This window comes from Ruegeria sp. AK4 (assembly GCF_056541025.1).
Map to the genome: position 1 here is coordinate 288,194 of NZ_JBQFXS010000002.1, position 15,974 is coordinate 304,167.

Below are 15,974 nucleotides of genomic sequence, written 5' to 3' on the forward strand. Positions count from 1 at the left end.
TGCGCCGCGATCAGTCGCTTTGCAGGGTGTTGGGATCAAAGGCCCCGCCGAAACCACCGTTGTTTGACGGCTGGTCTTCGCTTTCCGGAGCCTCCTCATCACCCTCGCCGCTCAACGTATTCGGAGCGAATACGTTGCCGAAGCCAGAGTTGTTGCCCTCGGCCTCCGGCTGCGCGTCCTCTTCCGTTGCGCCGGGCTGCAGATCGCCAGGCTCAAACACGCCTTCGAAGCGTCGCTTGCGCTCTTCCTCGCGCAGTCTGCGCTGCTCTTCGCGCTGCTGTCGCAACTCCTGAATACGCTGTTCCGCCTCGAGCTGCTTTTGCTCGCGTACATCGGCGATACATTGGCCGGGGTTATAAGCCGTTGCAGTGCCAACCACGGTGATCGTGGCGACAGCAAAAACGAAAACCAGAACCGCCGCCATGTTTCCGGCGAAGAAACTGGGCAGTTTGATCTTGCCCGCCAGTTCCTCGACCGTGGCTTCCCTGCGCGCGGCTGCAACCAGTTCCTGACGTTTCAGCTTGGCTTCGTTCAGCAGGGCAAAGAACACGGTCAACGCCACGATGATGAAGGCCAGCGCCGAGATCGACGGCGTGATGCCATAGCGCACCTTTTGCGCCAGTTCGATGGTCAGTGTCGGGTATTCGCCAAAGGTGAAGGTGGTGGTGTTGTAGTTCTCGAACGAGGCAAGAAACGCCAGCACGGCAGCGCTGGCAATCGCCGGGCGCATGAACGGCAGCAGGATCTTGCGGAACGCCTGCGCATGGGATGCGCCAAGGTCCAGCGCGGCCTCGGTCAGCGCGATGTCATAGCGCTGCAGCCGCGCCACCAGCACCAGCATGCAGTAGCTGGCGATAAAGGTGGACTGGCCGATCACCGTCAGGAAAATCCCGTTCGACAGCACGCTATCCGCGCCCAGCCCCAGCATACGGTTGATCCGGTCCCAGAACACCAGTGTCGAGATACCCAGAACCACACCTGGGATCAGGATCGGCGCGATGATGATGGTGTAATAGGTCGCGCGCAGCTTGGGCCAGATCTGAGTCAGCATCAGCGCCCCCGCCAGACCCATCGCGACCGACAGAACCACCGTTCCGGCCCCGATGATCAACGAGTTCTTGATGCCGTTCAGAATGCGCTGATCCTGAAACAGCTCTCCGAACCATTGAAAGGTCAGACACTCCCACGGAGTCATCCGCGGGAACGAGGATGAGTTGAACGCCGTGACCGACATGATCACCAGCGGACCCAGCAGGTACAGGAAGAAGAGGGCCAAATAGACCCAGACGCTTACACGAAGGAACGACAGGTTCATTTCCCGATATCCCCCATGTTCACCTTGAACAGGCGCATCACCGCCAGCACGAACAGTATACAGGTCACCAGCAGCACGATGGCGTAGGCGGCCCCCTGCGGCCAGTCATTGTTGTCGTTGAACTGCTGATAGATCAGCTGCGTGAACCACAAGCTGGACGGCCCGCCCAGAATTTGCGGCGCGGCCAGCGCACCGGCGCTGAGCATGAAGACCATGGTGCAGCCCGAACTGATCCCTGGCTTGGCATAGGGGATCACGACCCGCCAGTGAATTCGCCACCATGGCGCACCCAGATCGCGTGCAGCCTCGATCTGGTTTCCGTCCAGGCTTTCGATGACGTTATACATCGGGAAGATCATCAGCAGGATGTAGGCGTATCCCAGACCGGCGTAGAGCGCGATGTCGTTGCGGATGAAGTCGAACGGCGTGTCCCAGATGCCCAGCCCCATGAACAGCGTGTTCAGTACTCCGGTCTCGCCAAAGATGATCCGCAGGGCAAAGGCGCGCAGGATCTCGTTGATCCAGTAGGGGATGATCAGCATGATCGCGAAGATACGGATATGGCTGCCCTTTGACTGGCCCAGATAGTATGCGATGGGGTAGCAGATGATCAGATTGAAGATCGTCACACAGACCGCGGCCAGCAGCGTCCGAAAAAATACCCGCAGATCGACGGTGTTATAGTCCTGACTGCCGCCTTCGGGGCCGTAGATCAGGTATTTATAATTCTCTAGCGTGTATACATCCTTTGGCCCGCCGATTTCAGGGGGCGGCAGGTTTGGGCGGAAGGAGAAGTCCAGCATCGACAGCTGCGGCAGGATGATCAGGCCAATGGTCCAAAACAGGACAAGGCCCAGGATCGCGATCCCCATGCCGGTGCCATTGCGGTTGAAGAAGTCTTTCAGGAACTGGGGCATGTGACCGACCCCTTATTCCGCAGCCAGTTCACCCGCCGGAACCAGAACCGCGTTGCGGATCTCGTATTCCAGCGTGATGTTCTGGCCGGTGTGATCCTCGAAGGACTGGCCGAGGTTCGGCAGGGATACCTTGATCTCTTTGCCGCCGTCCCCTTCGGTGAAGATATTGAAGACGTTGCCCTCGAACTCTTCATGCGTCACGCGGGCGGTGACGAAATGGTCCCCGGACGCGCCATCAGGGGCGATGGCAAAGGCTTCGGGGCGGATGAACATCATCGCGTCGTCACCCACTTTCAGCTTGCCCTGATTGGCGGTCGAAATCCGCGCCACCAGATCGCCCGAACGGTTGGTTGCGATCAAAGCCTCGTTGCCCATGACCTGTTTGATCTTGCCACGGAAGACATTGTTTTCCCCCACGAAAGAGGCCGCAAAGGCGGTGTTGGGGTCGTTGTAGATGGTCTTGCCATCGGCAATCTGGTCGATCACGCCTGCGCGCATGACGGCGATGTTGTCCGACATGGTCAGCGCCTCGCCCTGATCGTGGGTGATGTAGATAAACGTGATGCCGACGCGCTGCTGGATTTCGCGCAATTCGGTGCGCATATGCTGGCGCAGCTTGAGGTCGAGCGCCGACAGCGGCTCGTCCAGCAGCAAAACGTCGGGCTCTGCACAAAGGGCGCGGGCGATGGCGACGCGCTGGCGCTGACCGCCCGACAGTTCACTGGGCAGCTTGTCGCCCTGCCCCGGCAGCGCGATCATGTCCAGCAGCTCATCCGCGCGCTTGCGCCGCTGGGCGGCGCTGGCCCCCTTGATCTCCATCGAGAAGGTGATGTTTTCCCACACTTTCATCAGCGGGAACAACGCGAGGTTCTGGAAGATCAGCGCGGTCGGGCGTTTGTTGGGCCCGATCCCGCGCATGTTGTTGCCACCGATCAGGACGTTGCCCTCGCTGGGTTCCAGAAACCCCGAGACCGCGCGCAGAATCGTGGTCTTGCCGCAGCCCGACGGGCCCAGAAACGAAAAGAAGTCGCCCCCGTTGATGTTGACGTTGGCATCGCGGACGGCGACAAAATCGCCGAAACGGATCCACAGGTTTTCCAGATCGACTCCGACCCCTGCACTCATGGCTGATATCTCCGTATTGGCCGGTTTTCACCGCACCACAGTAGGTCCCGGCACGCCCTTTAGACGCACGGGGGTAGAACCCCCCGCATCGCTGCGAGGGGCCAGTCTGCAAAGCGATCAGGCGCTTTTGAACTTGTTGACGAACTCGGTCCGGGTTTCCGCATACCAGGGCGCTTCGGCCGGCCACGGATTGAGGTTGGCCAGCGAGTCGCCCGGATAGGCCTCGGCAAAGTTCTTTTTGTAGGTATCGCCCGAATACTGGTCGGCACCCAGAACCGGCGAGTTGTAGCCGTGGCTGTCGATCGCCACACCGGCCGGTTTCGCCTGATAGGCGAAGTCGATAAAGGCGTAGACCTGATCGATATTGGCAGCACCGGTGGGCATCGAGATACCGTCCACCCATGCCATCGCGCCTTCGACCGGAGCCTGATAGTGCACCGGCTCACCTGCGGACTTCAGCGCCAGCGGCGGGCCATCCCAAGTCTGGCCGACAATAACGCCTTCGTTCAGCAGGCCGTTTTTCTGGGTGTCGGCGTCGTTCCAGATCAGTTTGATCCGATCCTTGCGGGCGATGCACCAATCGGTGATCTGGCCCCAGACTTTGCGCATCGTCTCTTCGTCGCCATACGCGGCCCAGACCGAACCGGGCTCCATCTCGCCTGCGCGCTCCATGTAAAGGCCAGCGCCCAGCATCATGGAATGCGCGCGGCCCATGGTCTTGCCGGCATTTTCTTCCGACCAGACGTCGCCGTACGAGGGCGCGTCGCCTTCCGGCAGCCACAGATCGGTGCGATATGCGATGCCTTCGGTGCCCCAGATATGCGGCAGCCAGTGCGAGCCGCTGCCTCCGAAATCCCACGCGTCGGTGCCGATTTTGGCCATCGCCGGGTTCACCAGATCAATCGGCACCTTGTTCATGTCGAAGGGCTGCAACAGTTCCAGCGGTTCCCACTGCAGTGACCGGTTGTTGGTGGGCGAGACGATGTCAAAGCCCTGACCCTTGGTGGCCTTCATCTTGTTGATGATTTCTTCGTTCGAACCGATGCCGGTGTAGTTCACCTTGATGCCGGTCAGGGTTTCGAACTCCTGAATGAAGGTCGGCGGCAGATAGTCCGACCACATCAGGATGTTGATCTCACCCGACGAGGCCAGCGCGCTTTTGCTGTAGAGCGGCGCCGCCAGAGCAGCAGCCCCCGCGCCCTTCAGCACCGTGCGCCTGGATATTGATTTCATGTCAGCCATTGTTTTTCCTCCCGATATTGGACTGATTCTTTTTGTTATTTTCTATTGATAGGACTTTCTGTGCGCGTTGGTCAGCCAAAAAGTGACAGTTCGCGAAATTCATAAGTCCAGATTGCCAGAGGCCCTGCAACACTGGTTTAGCCGGACGGCTCTTCCGCGTGCCAGATAGCAAGGCCATGTGGTGGAATCGGATCTTCGCCAACAAGCAGTTTCCTGTGCCCCTTGGGCAACGAAATCACCGTATCGCCGAAATTGAACGCAAATCGCAGACCGCCCCGCCGGGTTATCCGCAGGTCGGGTCCGTAATCCGCCCAATCAAGGCCGCACCAGTCCAGCACATCCTGAACGATTTCAGACAGCAACGCACCACGCGGCACCATCGCCAGATAAGTCGCCCGCTCGGACCGGACCACCGCCGGACTGCCGTTGCGATATGGGCTGACGAAGTGGCCAATGACGTCCCTGTCGGTCTCCAGAATCTCTCGCCAGCCCGTGAAGTCCAATTGTGCCCCGCCGGACAAACGCACGGTCTCCTGCGCCAAATCAGGCAGGGATTCCACGCGCAAGACACGAACGCCTGTCAGGTCGGCCAACGGCCCCGGTGCCAGATTGGCCGGAGTGTGCATTTGCAGCGTTTTGCTGCCGGATCGCGCTCCGACCAGCAATTTGGCTTTGCTGTCGCGCAGCTGTGCTGCAAGCGCGTCCGTCACGATCATGCTTTGCGGCAGCGCGATCAGAGTATACCCGCTCAGATCGTCATCGGGGCCGATGAAATCCAGATCAACGCCGCTTTGCGAAAAGGCCGTATACCACTCCCGCAGAATTTGCGCATTCGGGAATTCGTCGTCATGCGGCAGGATGTCGGCGGCCCAAATGGACGCGTAATCGACCAGCATAGCCACTTTGGCCCGCCCCCGGGTTACGGGTGGCAAAACGCTTCGGTCTTTCACGATCTGCGCCAGTTCCTCTGCCGCCTGATCCCGGCTGTCATCCGATCTGAACAAGGCCGTATGATACTGTTCCTGCGCGCATTTCGCCTGCCGCCAGCGGAAGAACATCACCGCCTGTGCGCCATGCGCATAGGCGGTCCAGGTCCACAGGCGCACCATGCCGTCGGCGGGTGAAGGGTTCTTGTCGGCCCAGTCCACCGGCCCCGGCTGTTGTTCCAGAACCCACATCCGGCCTTTCCCCAGCGAACGGTAGAGGTCACAGTGGAACCCCTGATAATCCGGCGCGCCAGTGCGCAGGTAGCGGCGTTTTTCGGCATCAGACAGCGCCGAGCCCAGCAAATTGCCCAGCGGGTAGCTGTCAAACCCGGCGTTATCCAGATCGGCTGCAACCGCATGGTGATCGAACTCGAAACTTCCGGCCATGAAGTTATGGGTGATGTCGCGGCCCGGGGCGTGTTCGCGCAGGATATCCACCTGCGCCCGGTTGAACAGCCGCACCCGGTCTGAGGAATAGCGCATGAAATCAAGCGCATGGGTCGGGTTCGGAGAGGCAACCAGCCCGTTAGGCAGTTCGATCTGATCAAAGCCGGAATAGACCGCGCCCCAGAACGTGGTGCCCCATGTCTGGTTCAGGTCTTCGATCGATCCGTACCGATCCGCAAGCCAGCGCCGGAACCCTTGCCGGGCCGCCTCGGAGTAACTGAGGGCGGTGTCGTGGTCGTTATATTCATTGTCGATTTGCCACGCGTGCACATGCGGGTTCCGGCCATAGCGGCGGGCGTATTCGGTGGCAATCCGGCGGGCCTCGGCCAGATAGGTCTCGCTGGAAAAGCAGTAGTGCCTGCGAGACCCGAAGCCGCGCACCCGCCCGTCGGGACCAACCGGTAGAATGTCCGGGTACTCGTCGATCAGCCATTTGGGTGGTGAGGCTGTGGGCGTCGACATCATGATGCGCAGCCCGGCCTGCCCTAATATGTCGATCACCTCGTCAAGCCAGTCCCACCGAAATGTTCCGCGTTCAGGTTCGATCAGCCCCCAGGTGAATTCGGCGATGCGCACCCAGTCCAGCCCCATCCCGACCATCCGCGAAGCATCCTCGCGCCATTGAGAGGGGTCCCATTGTTCTGGATAGTAGCAGACGCCCAGTTCCAGCCTGCTCATCGGTGGTCCTTTGCGGTGCGGCGTTCGATCCACTTCAGGAAACTGGCGCAGCCAAGGGTGATGACGACATACAGGATCGCCGCCGTGTTGAACGGCGCAAAGGGCAGGAAGCTGGCGGCCTGAAATTCGCGCATCCGCTGGGTCATGTCGCGCACCGACAGGATCGACAGCAGCGATGTATCCTTGATCATCGCGATGAACTCATTGCCCAGCGGCGGCGTCACGATGCGCAACGCCTGCGGCAACACGATCAGCCGCGCGGTCTGCCAGCGCGACAGACCCAGCGAGCTTCCGGCCTCGAGCTGCCCCTTGGGGATGGCTTCGATGCCGGATCGGAAAATCTCGGCCATATAGGCGGAATACCCCACCGATATTGCGATGATCCCGCGGGTCATGTTCGTCATGTCGATGCCTCCGCCGGTGGCATCCTTGACCGCCCCGGCCAGCGGCAGGCCGATATACAGGATGATGACCAGCATCGGGATACCCCGGATCGTGTCCACGAAGAATTCGGCCCCAACGGCGAGCGGGTGTAGCTTGTGCTGGGCCCCGCCGATGGTCAGGGTCAGCAGCAGGAAGCCAAAGACCGCGAAGGCAAGCGCCGGATTGCGGTACTTGTCGGGCAGAAAGCTGGTCTGCCAGAGAACGGGATAGCCCTGCGTGTGCGCCTCGACCGGGACAAACGCGCCCGAGACACTGTCGACCGTTTCAATCTGTTCCAGCGCGCTGGCTGCATCCGTGGCGCTGCGGATGCGGTATTGCCGGTCTTCCCCGCCTTCGAATTCGCCAAACCTGATGATATCCGCCTGTGCCTGCGGCGTGCCGCGCACGATGGCAATACGGGCATCCGTGCTGCCGACGAGAACATAGTTCACTTGCGGCTGCATGAAGAAGAACGTGGAAACCGCCAACAAGGCCAGGCTGATCGACCCATAGACTACAGTTGTCCGGGCTTTCTGCTTGAAGGATTGCAGACCCACCCAGATCAGCCCGAGGATGGCTGCAAAGATGTAAGCGAAGATCGCCGCCCGGAAAGTGATCGCGACGCCCGTGGCGAATTGCCAATGCGCCATGAACAGCAGGTAGAACAGAGCCGCTCCGGTCAGGATTTCAAATCCCAATCGCGCATAGTTGCCCGGTTTCGCGGGCAGCCGCCCGGAAAGCAAAGACAGACCGACCAGAGCGGCGTAAAAAACCAGCAGAACCTGAAGCCCCAGCTGAACCTGCGCCACGACCTCGGGGAACAACACCCAGGTCTGGCTGGATCGATCGATCAGGGCCGAGGTGTTTTCGCTGAGGGCGTGAAAGAAGACCGACTCGGCGAATGGCATCAACACGTGCGGTGCGAGGAACCCCAGAACGGCCAGCCCAACCGCCGCCGGAAGCGCGGCCAGCGCCGAAAGGCGCAGCCAGACCGGGGCCTGCGCGGCAAACCGGGCGTGCCGGGCGCAGAGATATCCAAGAACAGCGACGATCAGGACCAGCAGGAACCCCACAAAGATCGGTCCTGCGTTGTTTCCGATCCCCAGAATGGCCACCAGCGACCTGAGGTATTTCGACGAGGTGGCGAACAGGTAGATGATGAACGGGGCGGCTGCGAGCAACACAAGGTTGCTCGGGCGGATCGAACGTAGGCGAGACATGGGGTTCTCCGCTGGGCTGTGGCTCCGGCGGCAGGAACCGCCGGGCCAGAGAAGGTTTCAGAGGCTCAGTCAGCGCCCCAGTATTTGCCGACCAGCGCATCCAGCGTGCCGTCTTCCTTGATCGCGGCCAGCCCTTCATTGATGGCGTCAACGGTTGCGTCGCCCTCCTGGAACACAATGCCCAGCGGGTCGGATTGCAGGCCGGTGATGCCAACGGTCAGTTCGCCCGCAAATTCCTGTTCATAGGCCGCGGCCGAGGTGCCATCGATGATCACACCCTGCACATCCGCGTTCTGCAGCGCCAGAATTGCCGCCGAAAAGTTGTCATACAGGCTGACATTCTCGCGCCCAACCAGTTCTTCGGCCAGTTGTGCATTGGTGGTGCCGGTCTGGGCCGCCAGTTTCTGACCGCCAGCCTTGAAGTCGTCCAGGGTCATATCGGCATTGTCGACCTGCAGCAGGACGGCCTGACTGACGACGATGTAGGGCTCGGAGAAATCCATCGTCTCTTCCCGTTCCGGCGTGATCGACACGCCCGAGATCACAAGGTCGAACTCGCCCTGTTGCAGCGCGGCAAAGATACCGTCCCATGCGGTGTTGACGAAGTTGGGGACGCAATTGACCTTGGCGCAGATCGCATTCATCACATCGACATCAAAGCCGACAATCTCGCCCGTCGTCTCATCGACCGTTTCCATCGGTGGATAGGTGGCATCCGTTCCGATCTTGAGCACACGCCCTTCCAGATCGGCGGCAAAGGCAGCCGGGGCCGTGATCGCGGCCAGGGTTGCGGCGGCTAGCAGTTTCTTGAACATGTCCTGTTACTCCTGTGTTGGGTCAGTTGGTTCACGCCGGTGCCGGCGCGGGTTTGTCAGGTTGCCGCTCGATGAAGGTGGCCCTGATCTTTTTCTGGGTCTCGGTCGGGTCGGCCCCGTCCAGAGATTTCAGCATGAATTCCCCCAGCAGGCGACTGGTTTCGCCAATCGGAACATAATAGGTGCTGGGAGGCGGGACAAAATACTGGCTGAGCCGCAGATCATCGGTCGAGATCACGACCACATCGCGCCCGACCTGAATGCCGGATTGTGCTGCAGCCGAAAGGGTGCCCAGCGTCATCGCCTCATTGGCGCAGATGATTGCGGTGGGACTGTTGGGCAGAAGTATCAGAGCGCCGAAGGCCCGCGCCCCGCTTTGCGCCGTGGTCGCGCCGTTGAAGACCAGCGCGGGGTCAAAAGGGATTTTGCTGGCGGCAAGCGCGTCGGAATATCCCTGCTGCCGTTGCGTGGCGTAAACCAATTCTGCCGGTGGATTGACCAGAGCAATCCGTTTGTGCCCAAGCCGCAGCAGCCGGGCGGTGGCCTCATGCGCTGCGGTCTGGCTGTCGAAATCGACGAACGCGTGGGGAATGTCGCTGTCGCTCATGCCATAAGTGACAAAGGGAAAATCCTGCGCCTGCAGGTAAGTAATACGAGGGTCGTTGTGCCGCGTGCCCGAGAATATGACGCCATCGGCCAGCCCTTCTTGCACGATACCGCGCAGGGTCTCCATCGAGTCTGGAAGGCTGGCAACGCTGAAAACGCTCAGATCATACCGTGAGCCCTGCAGGGCGGCGGCAATCCCGGCCAGGATTTGGGTGAACTCCACCCCCTCCCACTCCTCGGATGCGTCTGCTGAGACACCGACCAGCACCGCAATCCGGTAGGATTTGTTGGTGCGCAGTTTGAGCCCGTCGAGGTTGACGCGATAGCCAAGACGGGAGGCAACCTTTTGTATGTCGTCGCGTGTCTCGGCTTTGACCGTTTCCGAGCCGCGCAAGGCGTTCGAAACCGTGCCGACGGAATAGCCCGTCAGCTTGGCAATCGATTTGATCGTGGGCCGCGCCATCACGCGACCCGTTCCAACTGTTCCATCAGGAACTGCCGCCCCTTTTCCAGCGTGCGCTTGGGGTCTGGCGAGTCATCATGTTCGACAAACAGGTCGGTGCAACGGGTGGCGCGAAGCGATCGGAGAACGGCGGGCCAGTCCACGACCCCATCCCCTAGATCGCACCAACGTGCGTCACCCTGTTCTGCCGGATTCACATCCTTGGCGTGGATCGACAGGATACGGTCGCTATGGTGTCGGATAAGGTGCGCAGGGTCCAGCCCGGCGGCCACCAGCCAGCCAATGTCAGGTTGCCAGTAGATTTCGGGCTGCGACAGGATCAGATCCAGCGGCGTTTCTCCGGCGTCTCCGATCACATCGAAATCGTGGTTGTGATAGGCCAGTTTCACACCCTGCCGGGACAGGCGTTCCGCCCACTCGGATAACTGGCCCGACACTGCTATCCATCCCTTTGCAGTGCCGGGCCGCGCCTCGGGCGCCAGCCAAGGCATGACGGCCACTGGGCATTCCAGAAGGTGCAAAACTTCCAAAATCTCGGGAAACCGGTCGTCGAACTCTTCCCAGTCGAAGTGGGCGGATCGCACACGCAGGTCGGATTGCCGGACAAGGCTTGCCATTTCGCCCGGCGACAAATGGTGCAGGCCAGTCGTTTCGACATCGGTAAAGCCGCACGCCGCCGCAAGCTGCAGCTGATCGCTCAGATCACCGCAATGCCGGACCGTATATAGCTGCGCCGAAACCCGCATTTCCCACCATTGAAACGTTTCAATTATGGTGAAACAGGCAAACCCGCGTTGTCAAGCGCCGCGAAACGGCGCTAGCGCATGGACATTCCGTTATGGAACAGGTGCACTTTCTCGGGGCTGGCCGTGACCGAAACACTCTGCCCCCGCAGGTTCCGCTGCACACCCGGCAGTTTTGCGATGACCTGATCCGCGCCGCCCGTGTTAGCGAAATACAGCAAAGTGACTTCTCCCAGAGCTTCGGTGAAATCCACCTCGCCCGTCAGAATTGGGTTGCTGTCGGTCATGACAAAGTCTTCGGGCCGGACACCGATATTGACCTGTTTGCCCTCATCCGCCGCGTTCGTCGGAATTGCCGAAACGGCGACCCCACCGGCATCCAGCGCCACAGTCGTCGTCGCCCCTGTACCGGTGATCTTGCCGGGCAACAGGTTCATGGCTGGCGATCCGATGAACTGCGCGACAAATTCATTGTCGGGCGTCTCGTACAACTCCAGCGGCGTTCCGACCTGAGCAATGCCCTTGTTGGCCAGAACCACGATCCGGCTGGCGAGCGTCATCGCCTCGACCTGATCGTGGGTCACGTAGATCATCGTGCTGTCGGGCATCGCCTCTTTCAGCCGCGCGATCTCGATCCGGGTGGCAACGCGCAGCGCGGCATCGAGGTTCGAGAGCGGTTCGTCAAACAGATAGACCTTGGGGTCCCGCACGATCGCCCGCCCGATGGCGACGCGCTGGCGCTGCCCGCCGGACAGGGCTTTGGGCAAGCGGTCAAGGAACGGATCAAGCTGCAGGATACGGGCGGCGCGGTCAACTGCGGCGTCAATCTCGGCCGCGGGCAGTTTGGCGATTTTCAGTGCAAAGGCCATATTCTCGCGCACGGTCATGTGCGGATACAGAGCGTAGGACTGGAACACCATCGCGATACCGCGTTGGGCGGGCGGCACGTCATTCATGACCTGCCCTTCGATCTCAAGCGTGCCACCGGTGATCTTCTCAAGCCCCGCGATCATCCGCAGCAAAGTGGATTTCCCGCAGCCCGAGGGGCCGACAAAGACGATCAGTTCGCCCTGTTCGATGTCCAGATCAATATGCTTCAGGACATCAACCGGCCCGTAAGATTTGGCCACATCCGTGAGTTTGAGTTCCGACATGGCTTACCCCTCGTCCCTGATCAACAGGCAGAACTGAGCTGCGTTCAGCGTGACTTTGCCCTGACCTTCGATTCCGCCCAATTCCTGACCGATGACACGCCAGTCACCGGTTGGCAGAGTGACCTCGCTTGGCTCAGAACCCAGGTTGAAGGCGCAGAAAACCTGCTCAGCCGCATCTGTGCGCAGGAATGTCAGCACAGGTCCGGATTGCGTCATCTCTGATTGCGCGCCGGATGCCAATGCAGGGTGTGCGTGGCGCAGCGCTATGGCCCGGCGATAGAAATGCAGCATCGATTGGGGGTCATGCTCCATCCGGTCGACGGCGCGTTCCGCTTGCGGGGCGCTGACCGGCAGCCATGGAGAGCCGGTGCTGAACCCGGACTGCTCATCCTGCGCCGCCCAGACCATCGGGGTCCGGCACCCATCGCGGCCTTTGTATTCGGGCCAGAACTCAATGCCATAGGGGTCCTGCAACTGCTCAAACGGCACGTCGGCCTCGGGCAGGCCCAACTCCTCGCCCTGATACAGGCAGGCCGAGCCGCGCAGACACATCATCAGGACCGCATGCTGACGAATGGCGGCCTCATCCAGATTCCAGCGCGAGGCGTGGCGTTGCACGTCATGGTTGGAGAACGCCCAGCAGGGCCAGGCGTCACCGGCCTTGGCCTCAAGTTCATCGAACACATGCTTGGTGTAAGAGGCTGTCAGCGCGCGCTTTTCCAGGAACTCGAAGGCATAGCACATATGCATCCGCTTATCGCCGGTTGTGTACTCGCCCATGATCTCAAGCCCGCGTTGGGCATCGCCGATCTCACCCAGACAGGCGCGGCCTTCATATTCATCGGTAAGGGCACGCAGCCGTTCAAGGAAGGCAAGGTTTTCGGGCTGGCTTTTCGAATACAGGTGATCCTGATGGTTATACGGGTTGACCTGCGGCGCGATCGAGGCGTTGCGCTGGTCCAGCGGCAGTGCCGGATTGTCGCGCAACTGCTTGTCGTGGAAATAGAAGTTGATCGTGTCCAGCCGGAAACCATCGACGCCCATCTCAAGCCAGAACCGCGCCACGTCCAGCAGCGCGTCTTGCACCTCAACGCAATGGAAATTCAGATCCGGTTGCGAGGTCAAGAAGTTGTGCAGATAATATTGCTGGCGGCGCGAATCCCACTGCCAGGCCGGGCCGCCAAAGATTGACAACCAGTTATTCGGCGGCGTGCCATCCGGCTTCGGATCGGCCCAGACATACCAGTCGGATTTCGCATTGTCCCGGCTGGCACGGCTTTCGCCGAACCACGGATGCTGGTCCGATGTGTGCGACAGCACGAGGTCGATCATCACTTTCAGCCCCAGCGCATGCGCCTGATCCAGCAATTCCTGAAAGTCACTTAAAGACCCGAACATCGGATCGACGTCGCGGTAATCGCTGACATCGTAGCCGAAATCCTTCATCGGAGATTTGAAGAACGGCGAAATCCAGATCGCATCGACGCCCAGCGACGCGATATAGCCCAGCCGCTGGGTGATGCCTTTCAAGTCCCCGATCCCGTCGCCATTGCTGTCCTGAAAGCTGCGCGGGTAAATCTGATAGATCACCCCGCCGCGCCACCAGTCGGACGCTGCTTTGGTTACACGGGAAAGCTCTACGGTGTTCTGCACGTTCATCAGACGCCTCTATTTAACGGACCCGGCCAGCAGGCCGCGGACCAGGTATTTTTGCATTGCGAAGAAAACGACCAGCGGCACGGCAATCGATACAAAGGCCGCTGTGGCAAGGATTTCCCAGTTACCCCCACGCGTGCCCAGCAGTTCGACGATGCGGTTGGTCATGACCGTGGTCTGACCCGTGGCATCGATCAGGAACACCTTGGCGACCAGCAGGTCATTCCATGTCCAGAGGAACTGGAAGATCGCAAAGGATGCCAGTGCCGGAAAACTGAGCGGCAGGATCAGTTTGGTGAAAATCTGGAACTCGGTCGCGCCATCGACCCGCGCGTTCTCGATCAGGTCGCGGGGCAATCCGGCCATGTAGTTGCGCAACAGGTAAATCGCCAACGGCATCCCGAACCCGGTATGGGCCAGCCAGACCCCCAGATAGCCTTTGCCGATCCCGATATTCAGGTGGAACTTCAACAGCGGGATCAGCGCCAGCTGCAACGGCACCACCAGCAAGCCGACCACCGCAGCAATCAAAAGCGCACGACCGGGAAAGTCCATCCACGCCAACGCATAAGCCGCGAAAGCTGCAACGAGGATCGGAATGATCGTCGCCGGAATCGTCACGGTCAGCGTGTTGAAAAAGGCCTTGCCCATACTGTCGGTACTGCTCTGATCCAGCAGGACTTTCTGGTAGTTCTCAGTGGTGAATTCGGGCGGCAGTTCGGCGGTCACAAAGATACGCGCGCCGCGATTGCCGGTGAACTCTTCGGTGTTTTCCATCCGGTAGTTGCCCTCGGCATCCACGGTGATGGTGCCACCCCGGCGCAGCTCGGCGATATCGCCGGGCGCATAGGCGTCAACGTCGCGCGAACTGATGCCCCAGCGCGAGATAACGGCCTGCTGGTCCCCATCGAACAACTGCCCTTCGATCACGTAAACGCCGTTTTCCAGCACCTGCGTCTCGGGCGCTGCGCTGCGCAGGGTCAGGTTCTGCTCGGACGGGAAAAGAGAACGCCACCAGCCGCTGCCGGAAATCTGATCGGCCGTGCGGAAGGACGAGATCAACAGGCCAAGCGTCGGAATGATCCACAAGACGACCAGAAAAACGACCGAGGCATGGACGACCCAGCGCAGCGCCGGTTTGGTTCCTGCAATATCGTTCATCGCCCTACTCCATTTCCTTGCGCGCATTGCGCACGTTCCAGACCAGGATCGGAGCCACCAGCAGCATGATCACCATGGCCGAGGCGGACCCGACGCCCCAGTCATTGGCGCGGAACAGTTTGTCGTACATGTAATTGGCCAGCACCTGCGTCTCCCACTGGCCGTTGGTCATGGCGAACACGATGTCGAAAACCTTGAGCACGGTGATGGTGATGGTGGTCCAGACGACCAAAATCGTAGTTTTGATCTGCGGCACCTTGATGCGGAAGAAAATCTGGAACGGGTTTGCGCCGTCCAGAATGGCGGCCTCGATGGTTTCTTCGGGGATGCCGCGCAACGCGGCGGACAGGATGACCATGGCAAAACCGGTTTGAATCCAGATCAGCACGATCATCAGGAAGAAACTGTTCCAGAACGGAACCGTCAGCCATGTTTGCGGCTCGGTCCCGCCAAAGAAGATATAGAGCGCGTTCAGAATGCCGATCTGATCCTGCTCCGCCGGACGGGCGTCGTAGACCAGTTTCCAAATCACCGAGGCGCCCACGAATGAGATCGCCATCGGCATGAAGATCAGCGATTTGGCAAAGTTGCCCCAGCGGATGCGGTCGGTCAGCTGCGCTACCAACAGGCCAAAGGCCGTGGACATGGCAGGCACAACGATCAGCCAGAACATGTTGTTGCGCATGGCTTCCCAGAACTTCGGCTCAGCCGCCATCTGGGTGTAATTGTCCAGACCGACCCATCTGTACCCGCCGCCGGGCACACGTTCCGTGAGTGACAAGCGCAACGTTTCAACAACCGGATAGGCCAGATACAGGCCAAGCGCGGCAAGCGCCGGGAACAGAAACAGCCAGGGCCGGATCATGTTCGCCCGATTGATATTGCGGCCCGCATTTGGCCCGCGCGGCGGGAACAGGACTTTGTCCAGAAACTGGTTCGAGAGGTAGAAATAGCCTACGCAGCCCGACACGCCGATGGCGATGGTCAGCAGGCCCTGAAGTGCCGGAGTCATGACGCCCTCGT

The 15,974-nt window shown here is 60.3% G+C and carries 13 protein-coding genes; all 13 read right to left on the reverse strand.

Annotated features, from left to right (window positions below):
- Positions 1–10 precede the first annotated feature (10 nt).
- Entirely contained in the window at positions 11–1,315 is a 1,305-nt protein-coding gene (locus ACR0EZ_RS05245) for an ABC transporter permease (RefSeq protein ID WP_480611574.1), read from the reverse strand.
- Positions 1,312–2,232, reverse strand: coding sequence for an ABC transporter permease (locus tag ACR0EZ_RS05250; RefSeq protein ID WP_480611575.1), 921 nt, complete (start codon positions 2,230–2,232; stop codon positions 1,312–1,314). Before ACR0EZ_RS05250 ends, ACR0EZ_RS05245 begins: the two co-directional genes overlap by 4 nt.
- 12 nt (positions 2,233–2,244) lie before the next feature.
- On the reverse strand, positions 2,245–3,357 hold the full coding sequence (locus tag ACR0EZ_RS05255) for an ABC transporter ATP-binding protein (protein WP_480611576.1): 1,113 nt from the start codon (positions 3,355–3,357) through the stop codon (positions 2,245–2,247).
- Between the two features lie 117 nt (positions 3,358–3,474).
- The gene (locus tag ACR0EZ_RS05260; protein WP_480611577.1) at positions 3,475–4,599 is read right to left on the reverse strand and encodes an extracellular solute-binding protein; all 1,125 of its coding nucleotides are present in this window, start codon (positions 4,597–4,599) and stop codon (positions 3,475–3,477) included.
- A gap of 137 nt (positions 4,600–4,736) precedes the next feature.
- Positions 4,737–6,710, reverse strand: a complete 1,974-nt coding sequence (locus tag ACR0EZ_RS05265) for a beta-galactosidase (RefSeq protein WP_480611578.1) — start codon at positions 6,708–6,710, stop codon at positions 4,737–4,739.
- Positions 6,707–8,353 carry an amino acid ABC transporter permease gene (locus ACR0EZ_RS05270; RefSeq protein WP_480611579.1) on the reverse strand — a complete coding sequence of 549 codons (1,647 nt, stop codon included), beginning with the start codon at positions 8,351–8,353 and terminating at the stop codon, positions 6,707–6,709. The genes ACR0EZ_RS05265 and ACR0EZ_RS05270 overlap by 4 nt, the downstream gene beginning before the upstream one ends.
- Positions 8,354–8,418: 65 nt before the next feature.
- On the reverse strand, positions 8,419–9,168 hold the full coding sequence (locus ACR0EZ_RS05275) for a basic amino acid ABC transporter substrate-binding protein (RefSeq protein WP_480611580.1): 750 nt from the start codon (positions 9,166–9,168) through the stop codon (positions 8,419–8,421).
- 31 nt (positions 9,169–9,199) lie between these two features.
- Positions 9,200–10,237, reverse strand: a complete 1,038-nt coding sequence (locus ACR0EZ_RS05280; RefSeq protein WP_480611581.1) for a LacI family transcriptional regulator — start codon at positions 10,235–10,237, stop codon at positions 9,200–9,202.
- Positions 10,237–10,983 carry a sugar phosphate isomerase/epimerase family protein gene (locus ACR0EZ_RS05285; RefSeq protein WP_480611582.1) on the reverse strand — a complete coding sequence of 249 codons (747 nt, stop codon included), beginning with the start codon at positions 10,981–10,983 and terminating at the stop codon, positions 10,237–10,239. Before ACR0EZ_RS05285 ends, ACR0EZ_RS05280 begins: the two co-directional genes overlap by 1 nt.
- A 71-nt stretch (positions 10,984–11,054) precedes the next feature.
- Positions 11,055–12,134 (reverse strand): ABC transporter ATP-binding protein, encoded by a 1,080-nt coding sequence (locus tag ACR0EZ_RS05290; RefSeq protein WP_480611583.1) that lies wholly within the window; start codon positions 12,132–12,134, stop codon positions 11,055–11,057.
- 3 nt (positions 12,135–12,137) lie between these two features.
- Positions 12,138–13,793 (reverse strand): alpha-amylase family glycosyl hydrolase, encoded by a 1,656-nt coding sequence (locus ACR0EZ_RS05295; RefSeq protein WP_480611584.1) that lies wholly within the window; start codon positions 13,791–13,793, stop codon positions 12,138–12,140.
- Between the two features lie 9 nt (positions 13,794–13,802).
- On the reverse strand, positions 13,803–14,951 hold the full coding sequence (locus ACR0EZ_RS05300) for a carbohydrate ABC transporter permease (protein ID WP_480611585.1): 1,149 nt from the start codon (positions 14,949–14,951) through the stop codon (positions 13,803–13,805).
- Positions 14,952–14,955: 4 nt separating this feature from the next.
- A complete protein-coding gene (locus tag ACR0EZ_RS05305; protein WP_480611586.1) occupies positions 14,956–15,963 on the reverse strand; it encodes a carbohydrate ABC transporter permease in 1,008 nt (335 codons plus the stop codon).
- Positions 15,964–15,974 lie beyond the last annotated feature (11 nt).

Excerpts from the sequence above, each read along its gene's own strand:
- ACR0EZ_RS05245 (WP_480611574.1), bottom strand. The coding sequence starts at position 1,315 with ATGAACCTGTCGTTCCTTCGTGTAAGCGTCTGGGTCTATTTGGCCCTC.
- ACR0EZ_RS05250 (WP_480611575.1), bottom strand. The coding sequence starts at position 2,232 with ATGCCCCAGTTCCTGAAAGACTTCTTCAACCGCAATGGCACCGGCATG.
- ACR0EZ_RS05255 (WP_480611576.1), bottom strand. The coding sequence starts at position 3,357 with ATGAGTGCAGGGGTCGGAGTCGATCTGGAAAACCTGTGGATCCGTTTC.
- ACR0EZ_RS05260 (WP_480611577.1), bottom strand. The coding sequence starts at position 4,599 with ATGGCTGACATGAAATCAATATCCAGGCGCACGGTGCTGAAGGGCGCG.
- ACR0EZ_RS05265 (WP_480611578.1), bottom strand. The coding sequence starts at position 6,710 with ATGAGCAGGCTGGAACTGGGCGTCTGCTACTATCCAGAACAATGGGAC.
- ACR0EZ_RS05270 (WP_480611579.1), bottom strand. The coding sequence starts at position 8,353 with ATGTCTCGCCTACGTTCGATCCGCCCGAGCAACCTTGTGTTGCTCGCA.
- ACR0EZ_RS05275 (WP_480611580.1), bottom strand. The coding sequence starts at position 9,168 with ATGTTCAAGAAACTGCTAGCCGCCGCAACCCTGGCCGCGATCACGGCC.
- ACR0EZ_RS05280 (WP_480611581.1), bottom strand. The coding sequence starts at position 10,237 with ATGGCGCGGCCCACGATCAAATCGATTGCCAAGCTGACGGGCTATTCC.
- ACR0EZ_RS05285 (WP_480611582.1), bottom strand. The coding sequence starts at position 10,983 with ATGCGGGTTTCGGCGCAGCTATATACGGTCCGGCATTGCGGTGATCTG.
- ACR0EZ_RS05290 (WP_480611583.1), bottom strand. The coding sequence starts at position 12,134 with ATGTCGGAACTCAAACTCACGGATGTGGCCAAATCTTACGGGCCGGTT.
- ACR0EZ_RS05295 (WP_480611584.1), bottom strand. The coding sequence starts at position 13,793 with ATGAACGTGCAGAACACCGTAGAGCTTTCCCGTGTAACCAAAGCAGCG.
- ACR0EZ_RS05300 (WP_480611585.1), bottom strand. The coding sequence starts at position 14,951 with ATGAACGATATTGCAGGAACCAAACCGGCGCTGCGCTGGGTCGTCCAT.
- ACR0EZ_RS05305 (WP_480611586.1), bottom strand. The coding sequence starts at position 15,963 with ATGACTCCGGCACTTCAGGGCCTGCTGACCATCGCCATCGGCGTGTCG.